This window comes from Synechococcus sp. UW179B, from assembly GCF_900474245.1.
Lineage (GTDB): Bacteria > Cyanobacteriota > Cyanobacteriia > PCC-6307 > Cyanobiaceae > Synechococcus_C.
The window spans coordinates 100,039-116,503 of the sequence record NZ_UCNZ01000010.1; the positions used below are offsets into that span (position 1 = coordinate 100,039).

The window sequence follows — 16,465 nt, forward strand, 5'->3', positions numbered from 1 at the left end:
AGAGTGAGTTCCATGCCAAGACTTCTTTGCAAAAGAATTCTGGGAGGACTCGTTTTTGCCAGTCTTGGTCTGGTTTCAGCTGTTGTTCCGCCGGTCGCGAGAGCTGCCCACGAGCCACCGCTGATTCCCCGTGAGGTGCTGTTTGGTAATCCGGAAATCATTGGTGTTTCGCTCAGCCCTGATGGGCGGCGCATCGCTTATCTAGCCCCTGATCAAGGGGTTCTCAACCTGTGGGTGCGAGATCTGGAGGGAGAGGCGCCTCCGCGGGTCTTAACGCAACAGCGCAGCCGCCCCCAGCGACCTGCGGGATGGACCCCCGATGGCCGTTATTTGATTTCCACGCGCGATACCCAGGGCGATGAAAACACGGTTGTTGTTCGCATTGATCCCCAATCGGGAGACAGCGTTGATCTCACGCCGGCGTCAGGAGTGAAGGCCGAGATTGAGGCGGTCGATCGCGATGTCCCCAATGAAATTGTGGTGGGTCTCAATGATCGTGATCCCCGTTTTCACGATCTCTATGCGCTCGAAATCGACAGCGGAAAGCGTCGCTTGCTGTATCGCAACACCGATGACGGCCGCGAGGTGAGTGTGGAGTGGGTGGATGGTGCTTGGCAGCCGGTGTTGCGCAGTCAGGTGCTGGCCGATGGAGGCAGTGCCTATGAGCTCCGCCTGCCTGGAGAAAAGGACTGGCGTCCTTTTCTGAGCTTTGGGTTTGAAGACACGATGAGCGCGTCGAGCGTGGCCGGATTCACCCGGGATGGCCAATGGCTGTATGGCTCCCTGAGTACTGGCGAGGATCTTCCCCGTTTTGTGCGCTGGAGCCGTGAACATCTTCGAACCTGTGGCACGACTTGTCAGCCCGAGCTGGTGCACCGGTCGTCGACTGGTGGGTTAGGCGTGTCACTCAATGACATCAAGACAGGTGAGCCCACGGTGTTGACGGAGGTGGATTTGCGCAGCCGGCGTGTGGTGCTTGACCCTGCCCTCCAACCCGACCTGAACGCTTTGACAAAGGTGGCGGGTTCCAAAGAGTTCAGCATTGTTGATAACGATCTGAAGGATCGGCTCTGGTTGGTTGCGATTGGTTCGGATCAGCAGGGAGATGAGTATTGGCTGTGGGATCGGGATCAAAGACAACAGAGAAAGTTGTTTTCAGTCCAGCCACGGCTTGACGACTACGACCTGGCTCCGATGGAGAGCTTGGATCTCAAGGCCCGGGATGGGCGCAGACTTCCCGCCTATTTGACCCGCACCCCTGTGGCTGGGAAGGAGCCCAAGCCCCTCGTGCTCTTGGTGCATGGCGGCCCTTGGGCTCGAGACTATTGGGGATTGAATCCCATGCATCAGCTGCTGGCCAACCGCGGCTATCACGCGCTGAGTGTGAACTATCGCGGCTCCACTGGGTTTGGCAAAGCCCATTTGCTCGCGGGAGAAGGCGAGTGGTACGGGCGGATGCAAGACGACTTGGTGGATGCCGTGAATTGGGCGGTGGCAGAAGGCATCGCCGATCCTGATCGCTTGGTGATCATGGGGGGCTCCTATGGCGGCTATGCCGCCTTGGCTGGTCTTACGAGGGATCCCAGGCTGTTTGCTGCTGCAGTGTCACAAGTGGGGCCATCCAATCTGCGCACGTTGCTCGCGTCTTTCCCTCCTTATTGGGAATCAGCGCGCACCATTACGGAACGGATGATTGGTGTGGGGTCGGTGGATCTCGATGCGATCTCACCGATCAACCATGTGGATCAGATCCAGCGTCCGCTGCTGCTGGGCCATGGAGCCAATGATCCGCGCGTGAAGCTTCAAGAGAGCGAAACGATTGCGTCGGCGATGGAGGCTCGTGGCCTTCCAATCGACTTTGTGGTGTTCCCCGATGAGGGGCATGGATTGGCGAACCCTCGTAACAGCCTCGCGATGATCGCTCTGGTGGAGGCTTTCCTTCAACAGCACATCGGTGGTCGCGCTGAACCCTTCGGTGATGTGCTCAAACAATCATCAATGGAGTGGCGACTGCGTTCGCTCCCTGCTCCCTGAATGAAGATCAAGCTGGTCGGCGAGGACGGCCAGCTTTTGGCTCACCTCTTGTAATTCCCGCTCCGCAATCGATCCCCGCACCAGGCCAGCCCCTGCGGTGAGGTCGAGCTGGTGCCCGCGCAGGTGTCCGCAGCGGATCGCAACCCGCAATTCCGCATCCCCGGCTTGGTCGATCCAGCCGATGGGGGCTGCATACCCACCCCGCTCGAAGGGTTCAAGCGTTTGCAGCCAATGCATCGCCTCCCGCCTGGGCAGGCCCGCGACGGCGGGGGTTGGGTGCAGTGCGGCGGCGAGGGCCAGGGCCTGATGTCCTGTGGCATCGGCACTGATCGGGGTGTGCAGATGGATCAGTTGCCCGTGGCGCGCCAGTTGGGGCCGCCGGGGGCTCTGGGGTTCAAGCCCTTCCTCATGAAGGCTCTCGCTGATCGCTTTCACCACCAGCTCGTGTTCATGGCGGTCCTTGCTCGATTGCATCAGGGTGTCGCCGCCTTCGCCTCGACCAGCGGTGCCGGCCAGGGCATCACTTCGCAACCGTCCGTTTCGCAGGCTCAGCAGACGCTCCGGCGAGGCTCCAAAAAAAGCATCATGGCTACCGCGTTGCCAGAGGAAGCGGCAGCTACCCGTTTGCTGATGCCGCAGCCTCTCCAGTAGCGGCAAGGGGGAGAGAGGTGTGGTGAGCTCGATCGACTGACGAACCGCCAGCACCAGCTTGTGCAGCGCTCCCTCATTCACCAACGCCAGCCCTTGCTCGAGTGCGGGTTGATAGCGCTCTTGCCAGCAGCCCACGGGGGTCCCCAGAACCGTTGCATCGCCTGGCCGATCGTGAGGCGAGCTTGCGTTGAGCGCTTCGGCCATCTGCCAAAGCGCTTCCACCAAGACCCGCACATCGGAGGCATCGGAGGCATGGCCATGCATGCGCAACCAGCTTTGTTGGCCATGGCTACTGAGCTGCCAGCGCGGGAGCAGCGCTTGCAAGCAGGGGGCCGCCTCCACGCTGCCCTGCTGTTCCCTGCTCTGCTCAAAAAAACTGAAGGCGAGCAAGACGCGAGACCGGGCTTGGCACGGTGCCTCAGGGCTGGCATCGATCAGGCGTTGCAGGGTGGTGTCGCTGAAGCGTTGGGCCAGTTCAAAGCGTCGTGGACCCGCCAGGTCAAGGTGTTGGCATTGACCAGCCGCAGCGAGGCAGAGGCCTGGGGCGCTGTCCCACAGGAAGCGGAACGAGCTCTCTCCCGCTAGGCAGGGCAACTGCTTCAGGGGATCCTGAGCAGGAATCTGCAGGGCGAGGCTGAAGGTGCCTTCCTCCAATTGGCGCTGTTGCCAGGCGCGCTGAGCGGTGTTGAGCAGCGTGTCGAACCGCTGAGCAGCCGTTGGTTGGTTGGCAGCGGCTGTCATGTGCAGGCGGATCGGTGCAGCGTCCTGCTCAAATGTATGAGCCAAGTCGCAGTGTGTCTGGATCCTGCCCATGCCAGATCCCCAGGCTGTCGCAACCCGTTACTCCATGTCCGATCGCCGACGCCTGTGGAAGGCCGCCATCAAGTGGCGGATGTATTCGGTTGCTGTGATGCCCGTGCTGTTGGCGGCAGGCTGGCGACTAGGCGGCCAGGAGTCGGTGCGCTGGTTGCAGTTCTCGGGGTTTTTGCTGGCGGCGGTGCTGCTGCTTCTCTGGGAAAACCTCAGCAATGATCTGTTTGACGCCGATACCGGTGTGGATGTGGTGGGCAAGCCGCATTCGATCGTGGCCCTGGTAGGGCAGCGACGGTCTGTGCGGCGTTGGGCCTGTCTGGCGTTGATCTTGGGTTTAGGCCTGATGCTGATGCTTGCTCTGCGTAGTTCGTGGGCAGTGCTCCCGCTTGTGCTTGTGAGCTGTGGGCTCGGATATCTGTACCAAGGCCCACCCTTTCGTTTGGGATATCGGGGCTTGGGGGAACCGCTTTGCTGGCTTGCTTTTGGTCCTTTTGCGACGGCGGCGGCATTGCTTGTACTGGCTCCTGCTGATCAGGCGGGAGTGCCTTGGCAGCTTGCGTTTTTGCTTGGTTCAGGTCCTGCGTTGGCCACGTCTCTGGTGTTGTTTTGCTCCCATTTCCACCAACTGGATGAGGACGCGGCCCATGGCAAACGCTCTCCCGTGGTGCGCTTGGGAACGGCCAAAGCGGCTTCTTTGGTGCCCTGGTTTGTGGCCGGCACCCTCGCGCTCGAGTGGGTGCCGGTTCTTCATGGTGATTGGCCGCTGACGGCTCTGTTCAGCGCGATTGGCCTGCCAGCGGCATCAGCGCTGATCCGTTTGCTGCGGGAACACCATGCCGAACCAGATCGGATTGCTGGCAGCAAATTTTTGGCGCTGCGTTTTCAGGCTTTAAACGGTCTTGGCTTAAGCGCGGGATTAGCGCTCGGCCCCCTCCTGAGTTGACACCCATGGAGCTGCGCGTGCAGATCAGGCCCTATGCGTTCAAGCTCACGCGCCCACTCCAGACTGCTACTGGTGTCTTGGAGCAACGTCGGGGTTGGTTGTTGCGCGTGGAAAGTTCGGCCGGTCGTCTCGGATGGGGTGAGGTGTCGCCCTTGGATCTCCAGCAGCTCGAGGCCTGCCAAGAGGCCATGGTGCCGATGATGGAGCCTGGGGTTGTTTGGACCACCAGCGAGCTGGAGCGCTTGCTGGTGGCAGGGCCGGCGGCGCTGGCTTTCGCCCTTGGTGCTGCCCTCGCCGAGTTGGATGGTGAGCTGGGGAGTGCCTCTTGTGTGGGCTGGCTCCAAGCGCCACCGTCGGCGTTTTTGTTGCCGGCAGGAGCTGCGATGCAGGATGCCCTGGATCGCCTGCTATCCAGCGTGAATTGCAGCCTGCCGTTCACGCTGAAGTGGAAGGTGGCGGCCTGCGACCACGAGCAGGAGTGGTGCTTGCTCCAGGGTCTTCTCGACAGGCTTCCGGCGTCGGCACGCTTGCGGTTCGATGCCAATGGCGGCTGGGATAGGCTTCAGGCATGGCGCTGGGTGGAGAAGCTACGCGGGGATCCACGGGTGGAGTGGTTGGAGCAACCGCTTGCGGCTGATGATTGGGAGGGCCTTAAGGCCATCGCTGCGGTGGTGCCGGTCGCTCTCGATGAGTCCTTGCAGGCCCATCCCAGCTGGCGGGATCAGTGGGAGAGCTGGCAGGTGCGCCGACCGTTGTTGGAGGGAGACCCCAGGCCTCTCCTGCGGGACCTTGGCCGCGGCAAGCCCCGCCTGATGTTGAGCACAACGTTTGAAACCGGGATCGGTGGCCGCTGGCTGGCGCACCTAGCGGCCCTGCAGGCACAGGGGGAAACACCGGCGGCTCCTGGTCTGGCTCCGGGATGGTGTCCGGCTGGCCCCCTGTTCAGTTCTGATCCTGCAGAGGTGTGGGCCGCAGCCGGGGGGGTCGGGTGAGCGCAGGCTTCGAGGGATTGGCTCGATGGCTGGTGCAGCCTGGGGGAGGCATGGCGACGTTCGCCGCCCTGGAGCAAGCGGTAGAGGCGGGGGCCTGGTTGCACTTGCAGGTGGGCCAGGCTGGTGGACGTCGAACCGATGGAGACCTCTCACTCCCCGACTCACTCTCCGACCTTGCTTGGCCGCGCAAGGGGGGTGTGGTGTTGGCCAGTGGTGGTAGTCAGGGGGGGCGGAGCTGGTGTCTGCAGCCGTGGGCTCACCTCGATGGCTCTGCTGCAGCGTGTGGACGCTGGCTAGGGGGGATTGGCCTCAGCCCAGAGGGGGTGATCCTGTTCAATCCCTTGCCGGTTCATCACATCAGTGGCTTGATGCCTTGGTGGCGCAGTCGCCTTTGGGGAGCACAGCACGTTCTGCTTCCGCCTTTGCTGATGAAAGATCCGCCGTCCTTGCTGGCGACCTGTCGGGACGTCCCTGGTTGGGGCCAGAAACCGGCCGTGGTGTCTTTGGTGCCAACCCAGCTCAAACGCTTGCTGGATCACCCCGAGGGGCTGGCTTGGTTGCGGCATTTGGCCCTGGTTTGGGTGGGAGGAGCCGGGCTGCCTGCACCCTTGGCGGAGCGTGCTCGCGCTCAGGGGATTCGCCTTGCTCCTTGCTATGGCGCCACTGAAACCGCTGCGATGGTGGTGGCGCAGGCGCCCGATCGCTTCCTTCAAGGGGAGCTGGGCTGTGGTGCGCCCCTCGATGATGTGGAGCTGCAGCTGGACCGGGCTGGTGTGTTGAGGGTGCGAACGGAGCGTTTAGCGCTGGCTCGCTGGCGTGATGGGCGGCTGGATCCCCTCGTGGATGCCGAGGGCTGGTGGTGCACCGGAGATGCGGCCGCTCTCGTTTCCGCAGGGGATGGGGATCTGCGCGTGCAGATACGAGGCCGGGTTGATGGTGCCATCCATTCCGGGGGTGAAACGGTGTTTCCTGAGCAGCTCAGCCAACGCCTCCTGCATCATGCGCAGGAGCAAGGACTGCCGCTGGAAGCGGTTCTGCTGCTGCCCGTCCCTAGTGAGGAATGGGGGCAGCGATTGGTGGCGTTGGTGCGTTGCCGTGATGGCTGGATTGAGACCGAGGGCTGGGCGTCGGTGCAAGCATCGATGCGCAAGATGACCTCAGGCTGGCTAGCGGCCGAGCAACCGTTGCAATGGCTTGAGTGCGCGGTTCTTGAACCCTCATTGGAGGGCAAATGGGAGCGGGGTCGTTGGCAGCGCTGGCTGGAGTCGCAAGAATTAAGTCTTCTGCGCTAAGTCCATGACTGTGCTGTCGGAAACCGAAATCAGCAACAAGAAGCTGGCAGCAGGTTTGTTGGGAATTTTTTTGGGCTCGTTCGGTATTCACAAGTTTGTTTTGGGATACAACAACGCCGGAATCATCATGTTGGTGGTGAGCTTGGCTGGTGGGGTTGTGACCTGTGGTGTCGCGACCGGCGTGATGTCTGTGATCGGAATGATTGAAGGCATCATTTACCTCACCAAATCCACAGATGAATTCCGGGAGATGTATCTCGAGCAGCAAAAGGCTTGGTTTTAATGGCGAAGCCCCGTTCCTGGCCATCCGCCCCCACCCTGCTGCTTGCGATCGCAGCCTGCGTGAGTGGAACAGCCTTATCCACCCACGCCCATGACGGTTTTCATCCTTTGGTGATTGCGGCTTGCATGCTGCCGCTCCAGGTGGCTGGATTGGTGTGGGCGATCACGGCTGTGTCTATGCAGCGCCGCTGCCGTTAGATCGCTTCGAGTCTTCCTACGGTTGAGGCCTCCAGCCAGAGATCAATCGGCTCGGGTAAGGCGCAGCGCCTGCGACTTTCGGTTTCGATGGCAAGGTGCCGAATGAGACCACGCGCAACCTCCGTTTCCTCGATCTGAAAGCGGTATCTCACCTCGAAACAGCCGGGGTTGAGCCGTTGAGGTTCGAGCAGGATTCTCAGGTCATCGCCGCCATGCACTGGCCGTTGGAAATCGGCTTCGCAATGCACCACCGGTAGGGCGATGGTGGGCCTTTCACTGGCATCTCGACAGCCAGGGAAGATGGTGCCTGCGCCGATGCCATAACGGTTAAGGCTCTCTTCCCAGGCCTCATGGCACCAGCGAAGCAGCTGATCAAAATGCATCACGCCTGCGGCATCGGTCTCCCCAAAGCGCACGCTGCGTTGAAGCTGAAGCCAGTGGTCGGGGGATGGCACGGTGATGGACAAGGGGATGGAGATGCGCGGTGGAATGGTTCAGCCTGGAGCTGGAAAGCCCGGCGAACCAACCACTCCAAAGCCATAGCTGAGCACCAGCCGAAGGAGCCAATACAGAGCGAAGGCGGAAGCAACGATGCTGATGGGTGCAAGCCTGAAACGCACCGGGATGAACCGACGCTTGCAAAGGGCCATGACGCTCCAGCTCAGCAATACTGCCGCCAAAACCGGCCCAAACAGATGAAACTCCAAGGCACGGTGAAGGTCACCAGTGAGAGCGGCGGAAGTGGCTCTCGTTAGATAGCAGCCTGGGCCGGGAATTCCTGTGATGCCGCGAAATGGGCAGCCCCAGCCTGGGATTTGCGGGTAGCGTCCTTTGAACCAGAGGACCATGGTCAGGGTGCTTGGGACGAGGAACCCTGACTGGCGGAATTGGCGTAGAACGACGTTCAGGGCGATCAGCGATCGACAGATCCCATGATCACGTCGATCGAGCCCAAGATCGCCATGATGTCGGCAACTTTGTGTCCCTTCAGGATGTGAGGAAGGATCTGGAGGTTGTTGCTGTCGGCGGCCCTGATCTTGAAGCGCCAGGGGGTGACGTCATTGTTGCCCTGGATGAACACCCCGATTTCGCCCTTGCCTGATTCCAGACGGGTGTACAGCTCACCATTCGGGATCTTGAAGGTAGGCGCCACTTTTTTGGCCACGTACTGGTAGTCGAATCCGGCAAAGGCACTGTCTTTGCCTTCTGCCATCCGCTGGGCTTCGAGATTCTCTGTGGGGCCGCCGGGGATCATGTCGCAGGCTTGGCGCAGGATTTTCAGCGATTGACGCATTTCTTCGATGCGCACGCGATAGCGAGCAAAACAGTCACCCTCCTTCTCGCAGACCACATCCCAATCGAAATCGTCGTAGCACTCGTAGTGATCCACCTTGCGGAGATCCCAAGGCACGCCGGAGGCTCGCAGCATGGGACCCGACAAGCTCCAATTGATGGCCTCTTCTCGGCCGATCACTCCGAGGCCTTCAATGCGGCGACGGAAAATTGGGTTGTTGGTGATGAGCTTTTCGTACTCATCGATTTTTGGTCCAAACCAGTCGCAAAAATCCTTACATTTTTCCAGCCAGCCCCAGGGCAAGTCGGCGGCTACACCACCGATGCGGAAATAGTTGTTGTTGATCAGTCGCTGACCCGTGGCCGCTTCCCACAGGTCGTAAATCATCTCCCGTTCACGGAAGATGTAGAAGAACGGTGTTTGGGCACCAACATCAGCGAGGAAGGGGCCAAGCCAGAGCAGGTGGTTGGCGATCCGGTTGAGCTCCAGCATCAAGACCCGGATGTAACTAGCCCTCTTGGGCACAGGGATGTTGGCGAGGCGCTCTGGAGCGTTCACCACGATGGCCTCGTAAAACATGCCCGCTGCGTAATCCATACGGCTCACGTAGGGCACGTACATCACGTTGGTGCGGTTCTCGGCGATCTTCTCCATGCCGCGGTGGAGATAGCCGATCACCGGTTCGCAATCCACAACGTCTTCACCGTCCAGGGTTACGACGAGCCTCAGCACCCCATGCATGGAGGGGTGATGGGGGCCGAAGTTGACCACCATCGGCTCGGTGCGCGTTTCCAGCTGCGTCATGGTGAGCCGAGGTTCATTGCGTTATTGGGATCTTAGGAAGGACCGATGCCCGATCACTCGCTGTCTTCTGCTTTGACGTTCAGCCATGTGCCCGTATTGGCTGAAATGCTGATGCAGGTTCTGTCTGAACAGCCCCCATCCCTCTGGCAGAACACAGCTGTGATCGACGCCACTCTGGGTGGTGGTGGTCATAGCGAACTCATCCTGGAACGCTGTCCTGGCCTTCGTTTGATTGGATTGGATCAGGACCCCACGGCCAGGGCTGCCGCTGCTTCAAGGCTGGAGCCTTTCCTTGAGCGCGTGCAGATCGTGCCGGTCAACTTTGCTGCCTTTGAACCGCAGGAACCGGTGTCGTTAGTGCTGGCAGACCTGGGGGTGAGCAGTCCCCAATTGGATGTGGCCTCCAGAGGCTTCAGCTTCCGCCTGGACGGTCCCTTGGATATGCGCATGAACCCAGCGGCTGGGGGTGAAACGGCAGCGGAGATGATCGAGCGGCTGGATCTGAATGCTCTGGCTGACCTCATTTACGCCTTTGGTGAGGAACGTTTGTCTCGCAGGATTGCTCGCCGGATCAAGGCGGATCTGGAGGCAGAAGGCGCCTATTCAGGGACGGCAGCGTTGGCTTATGCCGTGGCGGGGTGTTACCCACCGAAAGCACGACGGGGACGAATTCATCCCGCCACGCGCACGTTTCAGGCGCTGCGGATTGCCGTGAACGATGAATTGGGAGCGCTGGACCGATTGCTGCAGACAGCACCTGGATGGCTGAAACCAGGAGGGCTGTTGGCGATCATCAGTTTTCATTCGTTGGAAGATCGCCGCGTCAAAACCGCGTTCCTCCAAGAGGAACGGCTTGAGCGGGTCACGCGCAAACCGTTGATGGCGTCAGAGCAGGAGCAGGAAGAGAATCCGCGCAGTCGCAGCGCAAAACTCAGAATTGCGAGGCGCAGGCCTGACAACGCTCGGTTTGAGCCATGAACATTCCCTGGTCTTCTGACGGATTGTGGTGGCTGGCGCTGTTGGTGCAGCTGCTGGCGATTCCTGGCACGCTCTTGCCCTTGCTTCCAGGCTTGATCTGGCTCCCTGTGGGGGGACTGGTGTGGATCGCTGCTGTCGGATGGCAGCAGGCCTGGCCTGAGTTCGCCGTCGCTTTGGTGTTGTTTGCTCTGGGCCTTGTGGCCGACCTGTTGGCGTTGGGCCTGGCCTCGATGCGCTTGAAGGCCAGCCGTTGGTCAGCAGCCGGGGCAGGAGTGGGTCTGCTCTTAGGGGTGTTTGGCTTGCTTCCGGCCCTTCCTTTTGGAGGCCCACTGCTTGGAGCCTTGTTCGGCCCCTGGCTTGGGGCCCTGGTGGTGGAGACCTGGGTCAACAAAAAGCCACCCTTGAATCTCGGGTGGCTCAAAGCACTACGCCAAGGAGCCGTGGTGGGCTTGGCGGTGGTGGCCGGCCTCCTCGTCAGTCGTCTGGCGCAGTTGCTTCTGGCGCTGATCGGATTGGCGGCTTTTATCGCACTCAGTGTTCGCTAAGAAAACCGGTTTGGTCTTCTGTGCCAAACAGCTGTCGGTAGGCCGCTGTTGAGATGCAGATCACCAAGGGGCTAGCCACCAGCAGGCCGACTCCGTTGAGCAGAAGGCCAATGCCCAGGATCACAACTTCCACAACCAGCAGCAGGAGCATCCACCACCAGCTGGGATCCACAACGTCTCTGCCGCTCTGAATGTTATCCAGAGGATTGCCTTCCTCCACGATGGCGATGAAAGGAAGGAATTTCTGGTTCACTCCCAAATAGAGAAAAACGATGCCGGCCACGAGGCCTGGAATCACGGCCAAGACCTGATTGATCTGGAGCAATCCCCATCCAATGGCAATGGCGATCACAAGAATGATGGCCAGCACGATGGCAAGCACCACCTGGTTGATGAACAGGCGACCTGCCGCTTTGCCATCCCAGCGTGTGAAGTCATTAAAAGAAGGTTTATGCCCACTGAGAGCCTTCCATGCTCCGCGAATCAGGCCTGTGACCGCCCAAAGGCTGATCACGGTGCTGCCAATCACGGCGACAATCATCAGCAGAACGGTGCCTGGATTAAAGCCCGATCCTGCCGATGATCTGATGGCAGCTCCATGACTCATTACCTGAAAGATCAGCCCTAATGCGCCCGATAGCAGGGTGAACAGCACAAAGGACATGGGGGCTTTTGTGAAGCCTTCCCAGCCATCTTCAATTGCTTTTAGGACGTGGAGCCTGCCGCTCTCTGTGGTGTCGCTCATTGCCAGATCTGTATTAGTGGCTTGGCCGGAAAGTAGCGACGCGCACTCTTAATTTCACGCTTTATGACGCAATTGGTGGATGACGCCGTTAATAGCCTGAATGGCTTGGTCGATGTCGCCGTTCGTGGTGCTGCGTCCCAGGCTGAGTCGCAGGGAGGCTTCGGCCTCTTGGCGGCTTCGACCTAAGGCCATCAGCACATGGGAAGGTTCACCGCGACTGCAGGCCGAGCCACTGCTGCAGGCCACGCGAGATCGCAACGCTCGATGCAGTTTGCTTCCCGAGATACCAGGAATGGTGATGTTGAGGTTGTGCGGTAGTCGAGCCGTGGCGTGCCCGTTGAGAACAACGGTTGGGTGTCTCTGTTTCACACCCTCCCAAAGCCGATTGCGCAACTGTTCGAGGCGTTGACTGCGGCTTGCGAGATCGCTTAGGGCCAACTCCGCCGCTTTGGCAAATCCGATGATGAGTGGCACAGGCAAGGTGCCAGGTCTCAACCCCCGTTCTTGTCCCCCTCCCCATTGCAGCGGTTCCACCGCTAGCTCCGGATGGCAGATCAGAGCACCGACCCCTTTCGGTCCGTTCAATTTGTGGGCGCTCAGGCTGAGGAAATCTGCGCCCAGACGTTTGCTATCCAGGGGGATGTGGCCGAAGGCTTGAGCGGCATCGCTATGCAGCGTCACCCCGTGAGCTCTACAAAGGGCGGCGACTTCAGGAAGTGGCTGGATGACGCCGATTTCGTTATTAGCCAGCATCACGCTGACCAACTGGGTGTCTTCGCTGATGGCGGCCTCAAGTTTGGCGGGGGCAAGGCGCCCATCCGGCTCGGGCGAGAGCAGGGTGATGCGAAAGCCTTCGCTCCGTAAGTGCTGAAGAGGGTCGAGAACAGCGTGATGTTCGCTGACCATGCTGATCAGATGCCCTGGTTTTCCCCTCTCGCGGGAGACGGCTCGTGCATGTCCGAGCAGGGCGATGTTGTTGGCCTCGGTGGCTCCGCTGGTGAAGATCAGCTGTTCGGCAGAGCAGTTAAGGCAATCACTCAATTGTTCTCGGGCCACTTGCACGGCGGCGGCGGCCGTGAGTCCCAGGCGATGTTGCCTGCTGGAAGGGTTGCCCCACTGCTCCCTCCACCAGGGCTCCATCGCCGTCATCACATCCTTGTGACACGGGGTCGTGGCTTGATGATCGAGGGCGATGGCTCCCCCCTGTGTCGAGACGGTGTCAGAACTTGGCAGCATGGTGTGAGTCTGTCGTCCCTATGTGATGCGCGCGGCTTGTTGGATCAGCAGCCTCAGTCTGCTCACGATCAGTGTGGTGCCGCCTGGCATGGCAGAGCAATCCCTGCGTCAGAAGGTGCTGGAAGAGATGCGGGCGTCGCGGCCTGCCGATCTGGTGGTGCTTGAGACGCGTGAGTTGGGACGTCCTTCCATGCTTGGCATTTTTGCCATCGAGGTGGATTCGGCTGATCCGGATCTGAGGCGTTACAAGCTTTGGAGGGAATCTTCTGAAAATCTGATCATTCCGACGGAATCGGTGAGTTGTAGTCGCACTGAGCCCATGCGCGTCACCCGCGATCAGAGTGCGATTTATCTTCAGCGCCTCAACCCGGGTGGTTTGGTTACGGCGGCGAATCGGGAAAACCATCTGGTCTGGTGGGCTGCCTGTGAGCCAAAACTGGCTGGTAAAGATCCCTCAGGATTGACAGAGCAGGCCAAGGCGTTGGGCTTCTCCACCTTGCAAGTGGAATCCCAAGAGGTTTTGCGGTTGCCAAGCCAATAGCGCCTTTAGATTTCGCGTAGATGCGTCAGGTCCATGACGGAGACCCCCAGCGAGGCTCTGACCCCACGGTTGCTGCTTGTCGATGACGAGCCTGGTTTGCGTACCGCCGTTCAGGCCTACTTAGAGGACGAAGGGTTCGATGTCACAACCGCCGAGGACGGGGAGGAAGGATTCAGCAAAGCCCAACAAATGCTGCCGGATCTTGTCATCAGCGACGTGATGATGCCTCGCCTTGATGGCTATGGCTTGCTTCGCAAGCTTCGCGAAGACGAGCGCTTGGGCGGAACACCCGTGATTTTTCTTACCGCCAAAGGGATGACGGCGGATCGGACGCAGGGCTATCTCGCCGGCGTGGATGACTACATCCCTAAACCCTTTGATCCAGATGAACTCGTCGCGAGGGTCCGAAATGTTGCCCAGCGGCAGCAGCGGTTGTTGCAGGAAGCAGCTCGGTTCGCTGACACCGATATGGGTCAGATGGCTAAGCAGATCACGGAGATTCGCTCGCTTCTCGCCCAGGCCGATGCCCTACCCAATCAGGACCCTGTTCAACACAATTTCACGCCCAGGGAGGCCAGCGTGTTGCAGCTTGTGGCTGAGGGCCTGATGAACAAAGAGATCGCGCGGCAGCTCGAGACCTCGATTCGCAATGTGGAGAAATACGTGAGCAGGCTCTTCATCAAAACGGAAACCTCCAGCCGCACAGAGCTTGTGCGTTATGCCCTCCAACATCACCTTGTGAACTGATGGCTGAGCCGGCGGGATGGCGGCCGGCGGCGTTGAACAACGGCTGGACGTACTGCGATCGGGTTCGAGCAGGGGAACGGTCTTTTCGATTGAGCGATTTTCTGGCACAGCGCTATCGCCATTCCTGTGCAGCGACCTGGCAGGAGCGCTTGGCGCGCGGGGAAATCACCCGGAATGGTTTGGCTTGTCCCGATGACGTTGAGGTGAAAACTGGTGATTGGATTCGTTGGCAGCGCCCTCCCTGGGTGGAGGCTGCGGTTCCTGATCAATGGGAGGTCATTCACGATGACGGCGATCTGCTGGTCGTGAATAAGCCCTCAGGATTGCCGGTGATGCCAGGTGGCGGCTTTCTGGCCCACACGCTGACGTCCTTGCTGGAGCGGAGGAGTCGCTCTGTTGGAGAGGCTTTGGTGCCAAAACCGATTCATCGCCTCGGACGGTTCACGTCTGGCCTTCAGGTTTGTGCCCGTCGGCCCGAAACCCGGGCTGCCTTGTCGAAGCAATTTCGCCCTGAAGGCGTTTGCCAAAAAACCTACCTGGCCTTGACGCATCGTTTGGATCGTCTCCAACAGGGTGAGACGCTTGTCATCCAAACCGATGTTGTCGAACGGCAACATCCTTTGCTTGGTTGGATTTGGGGTCCAGAGCCCACAACACCGGAGCGATTGCGTAAGCGCTTATCGGCTCACTCTTCATTGCAACTGAGGGAGCGAAGGGAGACAGGAGACCTCTTGGAAGTGCTGATCCATACAGGTCGCCCCCATCAAATCCGCATTCATCTCGCCCAACTGGGGTCTCCCTTACTCGGAGATCCCTTGTATCAATTCGATCAGGAGCTTTCTGCAACTGCAACGCCAGGTGATGGTGGATATCAATTGCATGCTTGGCGCTTGGAGGGTTTGCGTGGGCCGCTGCAGGCACTGCTTGCGTTTGATGCTCAGCCCCCAAAATGTTTAGAGATCAGGACCGCGCAGGGCGTTGCAAAGACGATCTAAGACTGACCGTGCCCTTTTGAAGTTGCTTGGTGTTCAAGGCGGCGCTTGGACCACCACGGATGTTGCCATCGCCACGGGCATGCCACTGGATGTCATTGAACCAAGGCTGCTCTCTCTAGCCGTAGCCAGTGGCGCCCAGTTGCGTGTGGCTGATGACGGCAACGTCACCTATGTCTTTTCAGCTCAGCTGCGCCGTTTGCTCTTGGCGCGTTCCTGGAAGCTGCGCCTTGATGCTTGTTTGCGCAAGGTTTGGTCACTGTTGTTCTGGATCATCCGCTGCAGTTTTGGGGTGGTGCTTGTTGTGTTGGTTGTCTTGATCAGCCTGCTTGTGCTCTTGCTGGGTTTGGCGTTGTTTTGGGCAGAAGATGACGCGGCGAACGCGCTGCTTTCCCTTGTAGGCGGTGGATTTGAGCTGATCGTTCGCATCGTGGTGGCGGTGCTAACCGATCAGTTCTGGATTGGCTCTCCCGGTCGCTTCCCCGCAGCTGATGAACAGTCGCCACCGCAGCGTGTTGCGTTTCTGGAGTCGGTGTATTCAATTCTGTTTGGGGATGGAGATCCAAACCAGGCCCTGGAGACAAGGAGATGGCAGCGCATCGGTGGCTTTCTGCGTCATCGCGATGGAGTTGTCATCGCCGAAGATCTTGCCCCCCTGTTGGATTTGGCGGATCCACCCTTTGCAACACATTCGTCTGTAACACAGTCGTCAGAAATAGCCTTGGCTTCGGAGCAGGCCGATCAGGGCATGTTGTCAGTGCTTTTGCATTTTGATGGGCGCCCCCAGGTGACGGAACAAGGCGATTTGCTCTATTGCTTTCCGTCTCTTCATCACCGCTCAGTGGAGGCGTCCTCTGCTGAAGACCACGCGCTGGCGGAGGGAGCTTCGTTGCCTCTACGGGAGCGTCGAATTGCGTTCACCCACGCCAACCAGTCGCAGCGCCAGGCCTATGGCTTCTTGGTTGTGAGCTTGTTGGGGTTGTCGCTATTGCTCTTGCACTGGAGTTTGCCCCTGTCGGCAGCACTTGTTGGAATTGCCTGCTTTGGTCTTGGCTATTCCCTTCTTTTATTGGCCCTGCCTTTGTTGCGTTGGTTTGGTTGGCGCCGTTCCAACGCGGCGATTCATCAGCGCAATCGCTGGCGCCAGCAATGGGCGGATTGGGCTCAACTCCATCGTGATGCACTGGTTTCCAAGCGTCTGGAGGCAGCTCGTTTGCGCAAGAATTTGCCCCGGATCAGCGATGGGATGGTGTATACAACTGAAAACGATTTGCTGACCCAACCGATCGATCACTAAAGCGATTTGAGCTGAACTACTTCATCGGAGGGGATCGTATAAAGCTATGGCTGCTGCAAGCACAATGCCGTCTTCTTGGAA

General features: G+C 59.5%; 18 protein-coding genes. 12 read left to right on the top strand and 6 right to left on the bottom strand.

All coding sequences use genetic code 11. The features are described from left to right. Nucleotides 1–12 precede the first annotated feature (12 nt). The gene (locus tag DXY38_RS05990) at nt 13–2,034 is read left to right on the top strand and encodes a S9 family peptidase (protein ID WP_115070860.1); all 2,022 of its coding nucleotides are present in this window, start codon (nt 13–15) and stop codon (nt 2,032–2,034) included. On the opposite strand, the gene DXY38_RS05995 is transcribed toward DXY38_RS05990, so the two are convergent. Further along, entirely contained in the window at nt 1,996–3,426 is a 1,431-nt protein-coding gene (locus tag DXY38_RS05995) for an isochorismate synthase MenF (RefSeq protein ID WP_115070929.1), read from the bottom strand. The two genes, DXY38_RS05990 and DXY38_RS05995, sit on opposite strands and share 39 nt — an antisense overlap. A 70-nt stretch (nt 3,427–3,496) precedes the next feature. Between DXY38_RS05995 and menA the strand changes: the two genes are divergently transcribed. The 5 genes from menA to DXY38_RS06020 are packed head-to-tail and all read left to right on the top strand — an operon-like array spanning nt 3,497 to nt 7,205. Next, the gene (gene menA, locus DXY38_RS06000) at nt 3,497–4,441 is read left to right on the top strand and encodes a 2-carboxy-1,4-naphthoquinone phytyltransferase (protein WP_115070861.1); all 945 of its coding nucleotides are present in this window, start codon (nt 3,497–3,499) and stop codon (nt 4,439–4,441) included. Nucleotides 4,442–4,446: 5 nt separating this feature from the next. Then, nucleotides 4,447–5,433 carry an o-succinylbenzoate synthase gene (locus DXY38_RS06005; RefSeq protein ID WP_115070862.1) on the top strand — a complete coding sequence of 329 codons (987 nt, stop codon included), beginning with the start codon at nt 4,447–4,449 and terminating at the stop codon, nt 5,431–5,433. A 50-nt stretch (nt 5,434–5,483) separates the two neighbouring features. Then, on the top strand, nt 5,484–6,725 hold the full coding sequence (locus tag DXY38_RS06010) for an AMP-binding protein (RefSeq protein WP_115070930.1): 1,242 nt from the start codon (nt 5,484–5,486) through the stop codon (nt 6,723–6,725). A gap of 4 nt (nt 6,726–6,729) precedes the next feature. Then, nucleotides 6,730–7,008, top strand: a complete 279-nt coding sequence (locus DXY38_RS06015; RefSeq protein ID WP_006854031.1) for a TM2 domain-containing protein — start codon at nt 6,730–6,732, stop codon at nt 7,006–7,008. Continuing rightward, on the top strand, nt 7,008–7,205 hold the full coding sequence (locus DXY38_RS06020) for a hypothetical protein (protein WP_115070863.1): 198 nt from the start codon (nt 7,008–7,010) through the stop codon (nt 7,203–7,205). Before DXY38_RS06015 ends, DXY38_RS06020 begins: the two co-directional genes overlap by 1 nt. Here the strand turns inward: DXY38_RS06020 and DXY38_RS06025 are convergent. The 3 genes from DXY38_RS06025 to DXY38_RS06035 form a co-directional block, all read right to left on the bottom strand. After that, complete coding sequence (locus tag DXY38_RS06025; RefSeq protein WP_115070931.1) at nt 7,202–7,660, bottom strand: thioesterase family protein; 459 nt, start codon at nt 7,658–7,660, stop codon at nt 7,202–7,204. The genes DXY38_RS06020 and DXY38_RS06025 overlap by 4 nt on opposite strands. 39 nt (nt 7,661–7,699) lie before the next feature. After that, nucleotides 7,700–8,053 (bottom strand): DUF2752 domain-containing protein, encoded by a 354-nt coding sequence (locus DXY38_RS06030; RefSeq protein ID WP_115070864.1) that lies wholly within the window; start codon nt 8,051–8,053, stop codon nt 7,700–7,702. A gap of 65 nt (nt 8,054–8,118) precedes the next feature. Continuing rightward, on the bottom strand, nt 8,119–9,303 hold the full coding sequence (locus DXY38_RS06035) for an NAD(P)H-quinone oxidoreductase subunit H (protein WP_006854027.1): 1,185 nt from the start codon (nt 9,301–9,303) through the stop codon (nt 8,119–8,121). Nucleotides 9,304–9,348: 45 nt separating this feature from the next. Between DXY38_RS06035 and rsmH the strand changes: the two genes are divergently transcribed. Both rsmH and DXY38_RS06045 read left to right on the top strand, forming a co-directional pair. After that, complete coding sequence (rsmH, locus tag DXY38_RS06040; RefSeq protein ID WP_115070865.1) at nt 9,349–10,281, top strand: 16S rRNA (cytosine(1402)-N(4))-methyltransferase RsmH; 933 nt, start codon at nt 9,349–9,351, stop codon at nt 10,279–10,281. Next, on the top strand, nt 10,278–10,826 hold the full coding sequence (locus DXY38_RS06045; RefSeq protein WP_115070866.1) for a DUF456 family protein: 549 nt from the start codon (nt 10,278–10,280) through the stop codon (nt 10,824–10,826). Before rsmH ends, DXY38_RS06045 begins: the two co-directional genes overlap by 4 nt. Here the strand turns inward: DXY38_RS06045 and DXY38_RS06050 are convergent. Beyond that, nucleotides 10,813–11,571, bottom strand: a complete 759-nt coding sequence (locus DXY38_RS06050; RefSeq protein ID WP_115070867.1) for a hypothetical protein — start codon at nt 11,569–11,571, stop codon at nt 10,813–10,815. The genes DXY38_RS06045 and DXY38_RS06050 overlap by 14 nt on opposite strands. Before the next feature lie 54 nt (nt 11,572–11,625). Continuing rightward, the gene (locus tag DXY38_RS06055) at nt 11,626–12,807 is read right to left on the bottom strand and encodes a cysteine desulfurase family protein (protein ID WP_115070868.1); all 1,182 of its coding nucleotides are present in this window, start codon (nt 12,805–12,807) and stop codon (nt 11,626–11,628) included. Between the two features lie 25 nt (nt 12,808–12,832). Here DXY38_RS06055 and DXY38_RS06060 point away from each other — a divergent pair, with 25 nt between their 5' ends. Genes DXY38_RS06060 through DXY38_RS06075 form a run of 4 tightly spaced genes read left to right on the top strand, consistent with a single transcriptional unit; the run spans nt 12,833 to nt 16,384 of the window. Next, entirely contained in the window at nt 12,833–13,348 is a 516-nt protein-coding gene (locus DXY38_RS06060; RefSeq protein ID WP_115070869.1) for a hypothetical protein, read from the top strand. Nucleotides 13,349–13,381: 33 nt separating this feature from the next. Then, nucleotides 13,382–14,095 carry a response regulator transcription factor gene (locus tag DXY38_RS06065; RefSeq protein WP_006854021.1) on the top strand — a complete coding sequence of 238 codons (714 nt, stop codon included), beginning with the start codon at nt 13,382–13,384 and terminating at the stop codon, nt 14,093–14,095. After that, entirely contained in the window at nt 14,095–15,090 is a 996-nt protein-coding gene (locus tag DXY38_RS06070) for an RNA pseudouridine synthase (protein WP_115070870.1), read from the top strand. The genes DXY38_RS06065 and DXY38_RS06070 overlap by 1 nt, the downstream gene beginning before the upstream one ends. Then, a complete protein-coding gene (locus DXY38_RS06075; protein ID WP_136988037.1) occupies nt 15,074–16,384 on the top strand; it encodes a hypothetical protein in 1,311 nt (436 codons plus the stop codon). Before DXY38_RS06070 ends, DXY38_RS06075 begins: the two co-directional genes overlap by 17 nt. Nucleotides 16,385–16,465: the final 81 nt, after the last annotated feature.

Coding starts and splice junctions, on each gene's coding strand:
- DXY38_RS05990 (WP_115070860.1), top strand. CDS start 13: ATGCCAAGACTTCTTTGCAAAAGAATTCTGGGAGGACTCGTTTTTGCC.
- DXY38_RS05995 (WP_115070929.1), bottom strand. CDS start 3,426: ATGACAGCCGCTGCCAACCAACCAACGGCTGCTCAGCGGTTCGACACG.
- menA (WP_115070861.1), top strand. CDS start 3,497: ATGCCAGATCCCCAGGCTGTCGCAACCCGTTACTCCATGTCCGATCGC.
- DXY38_RS06005 (WP_115070862.1), top strand. CDS start 4,447: ATGGAGCTGCGCGTGCAGATCAGGCCCTATGCGTTCAAGCTCACGCGC.
- DXY38_RS06010 (WP_115070930.1), top strand. CDS start 5,484: ATGGCGACGTTCGCCGCCCTGGAGCAAGCGGTAGAGGCGGGGGCCTGG.
- DXY38_RS06015 (WP_006854031.1), top strand. CDS start 6,730: ATGACTGTGCTGTCGGAAACCGAAATCAGCAACAAGAAGCTGGCAGCA.
- DXY38_RS06020 (WP_115070863.1), top strand. CDS start 7,008: ATGGCGAAGCCCCGTTCCTGGCCATCCGCCCCCACCCTGCTGCTTGCG.
- DXY38_RS06030 (WP_115070864.1), bottom strand. CDS start 8,053: ATGGTCCTCTGGTTCAAAGGACGCTACCCGCAAATCCCAGGCTGGGGC.
- DXY38_RS06035 (WP_006854027.1), bottom strand. CDS start 9,303: ATGACGCAGCTGGAAACGCGCACCGAGCCGATGGTGGTCAACTTCGGC.
- rsmH (WP_115070865.1), top strand. CDS start 9,349: ATGCCCGATCACTCGCTGTCTTCTGCTTTGACGTTCAGCCATGTGCCC.
- DXY38_RS06045 (WP_115070866.1), top strand. CDS start 10,278: ATGAACATTCCCTGGTCTTCTGACGGATTGTGGTGGCTGGCGCTGTTG.
- DXY38_RS06050 (WP_115070867.1), bottom strand. CDS start 11,571: ATGAGCGACACCACAGAGAGCGGCAGGCTCCACGTCCTAAAAGCAATT.
- DXY38_RS06055 (WP_115070868.1), bottom strand. CDS start 12,807: ATGCTGCCAAGTTCTGACACCGTCTCGACACAGGGGGGAGCCATCGCC.
- DXY38_RS06060 (WP_115070869.1), top strand. CDS start 12,833: ATGCGCGCGGCTTGTTGGATCAGCAGCCTCAGTCTGCTCACGATCAGT.
- DXY38_RS06065 (WP_006854021.1), top strand. CDS start 13,382: ATGACGGAGACCCCCAGCGAGGCTCTGACCCCACGGTTGCTGCTTGTC.
- DXY38_RS06070 (WP_115070870.1), top strand. CDS start 14,095: ATGGCTGAGCCGGCGGGATGGCGGCCGGCGGCGTTGAACAACGGCTGG.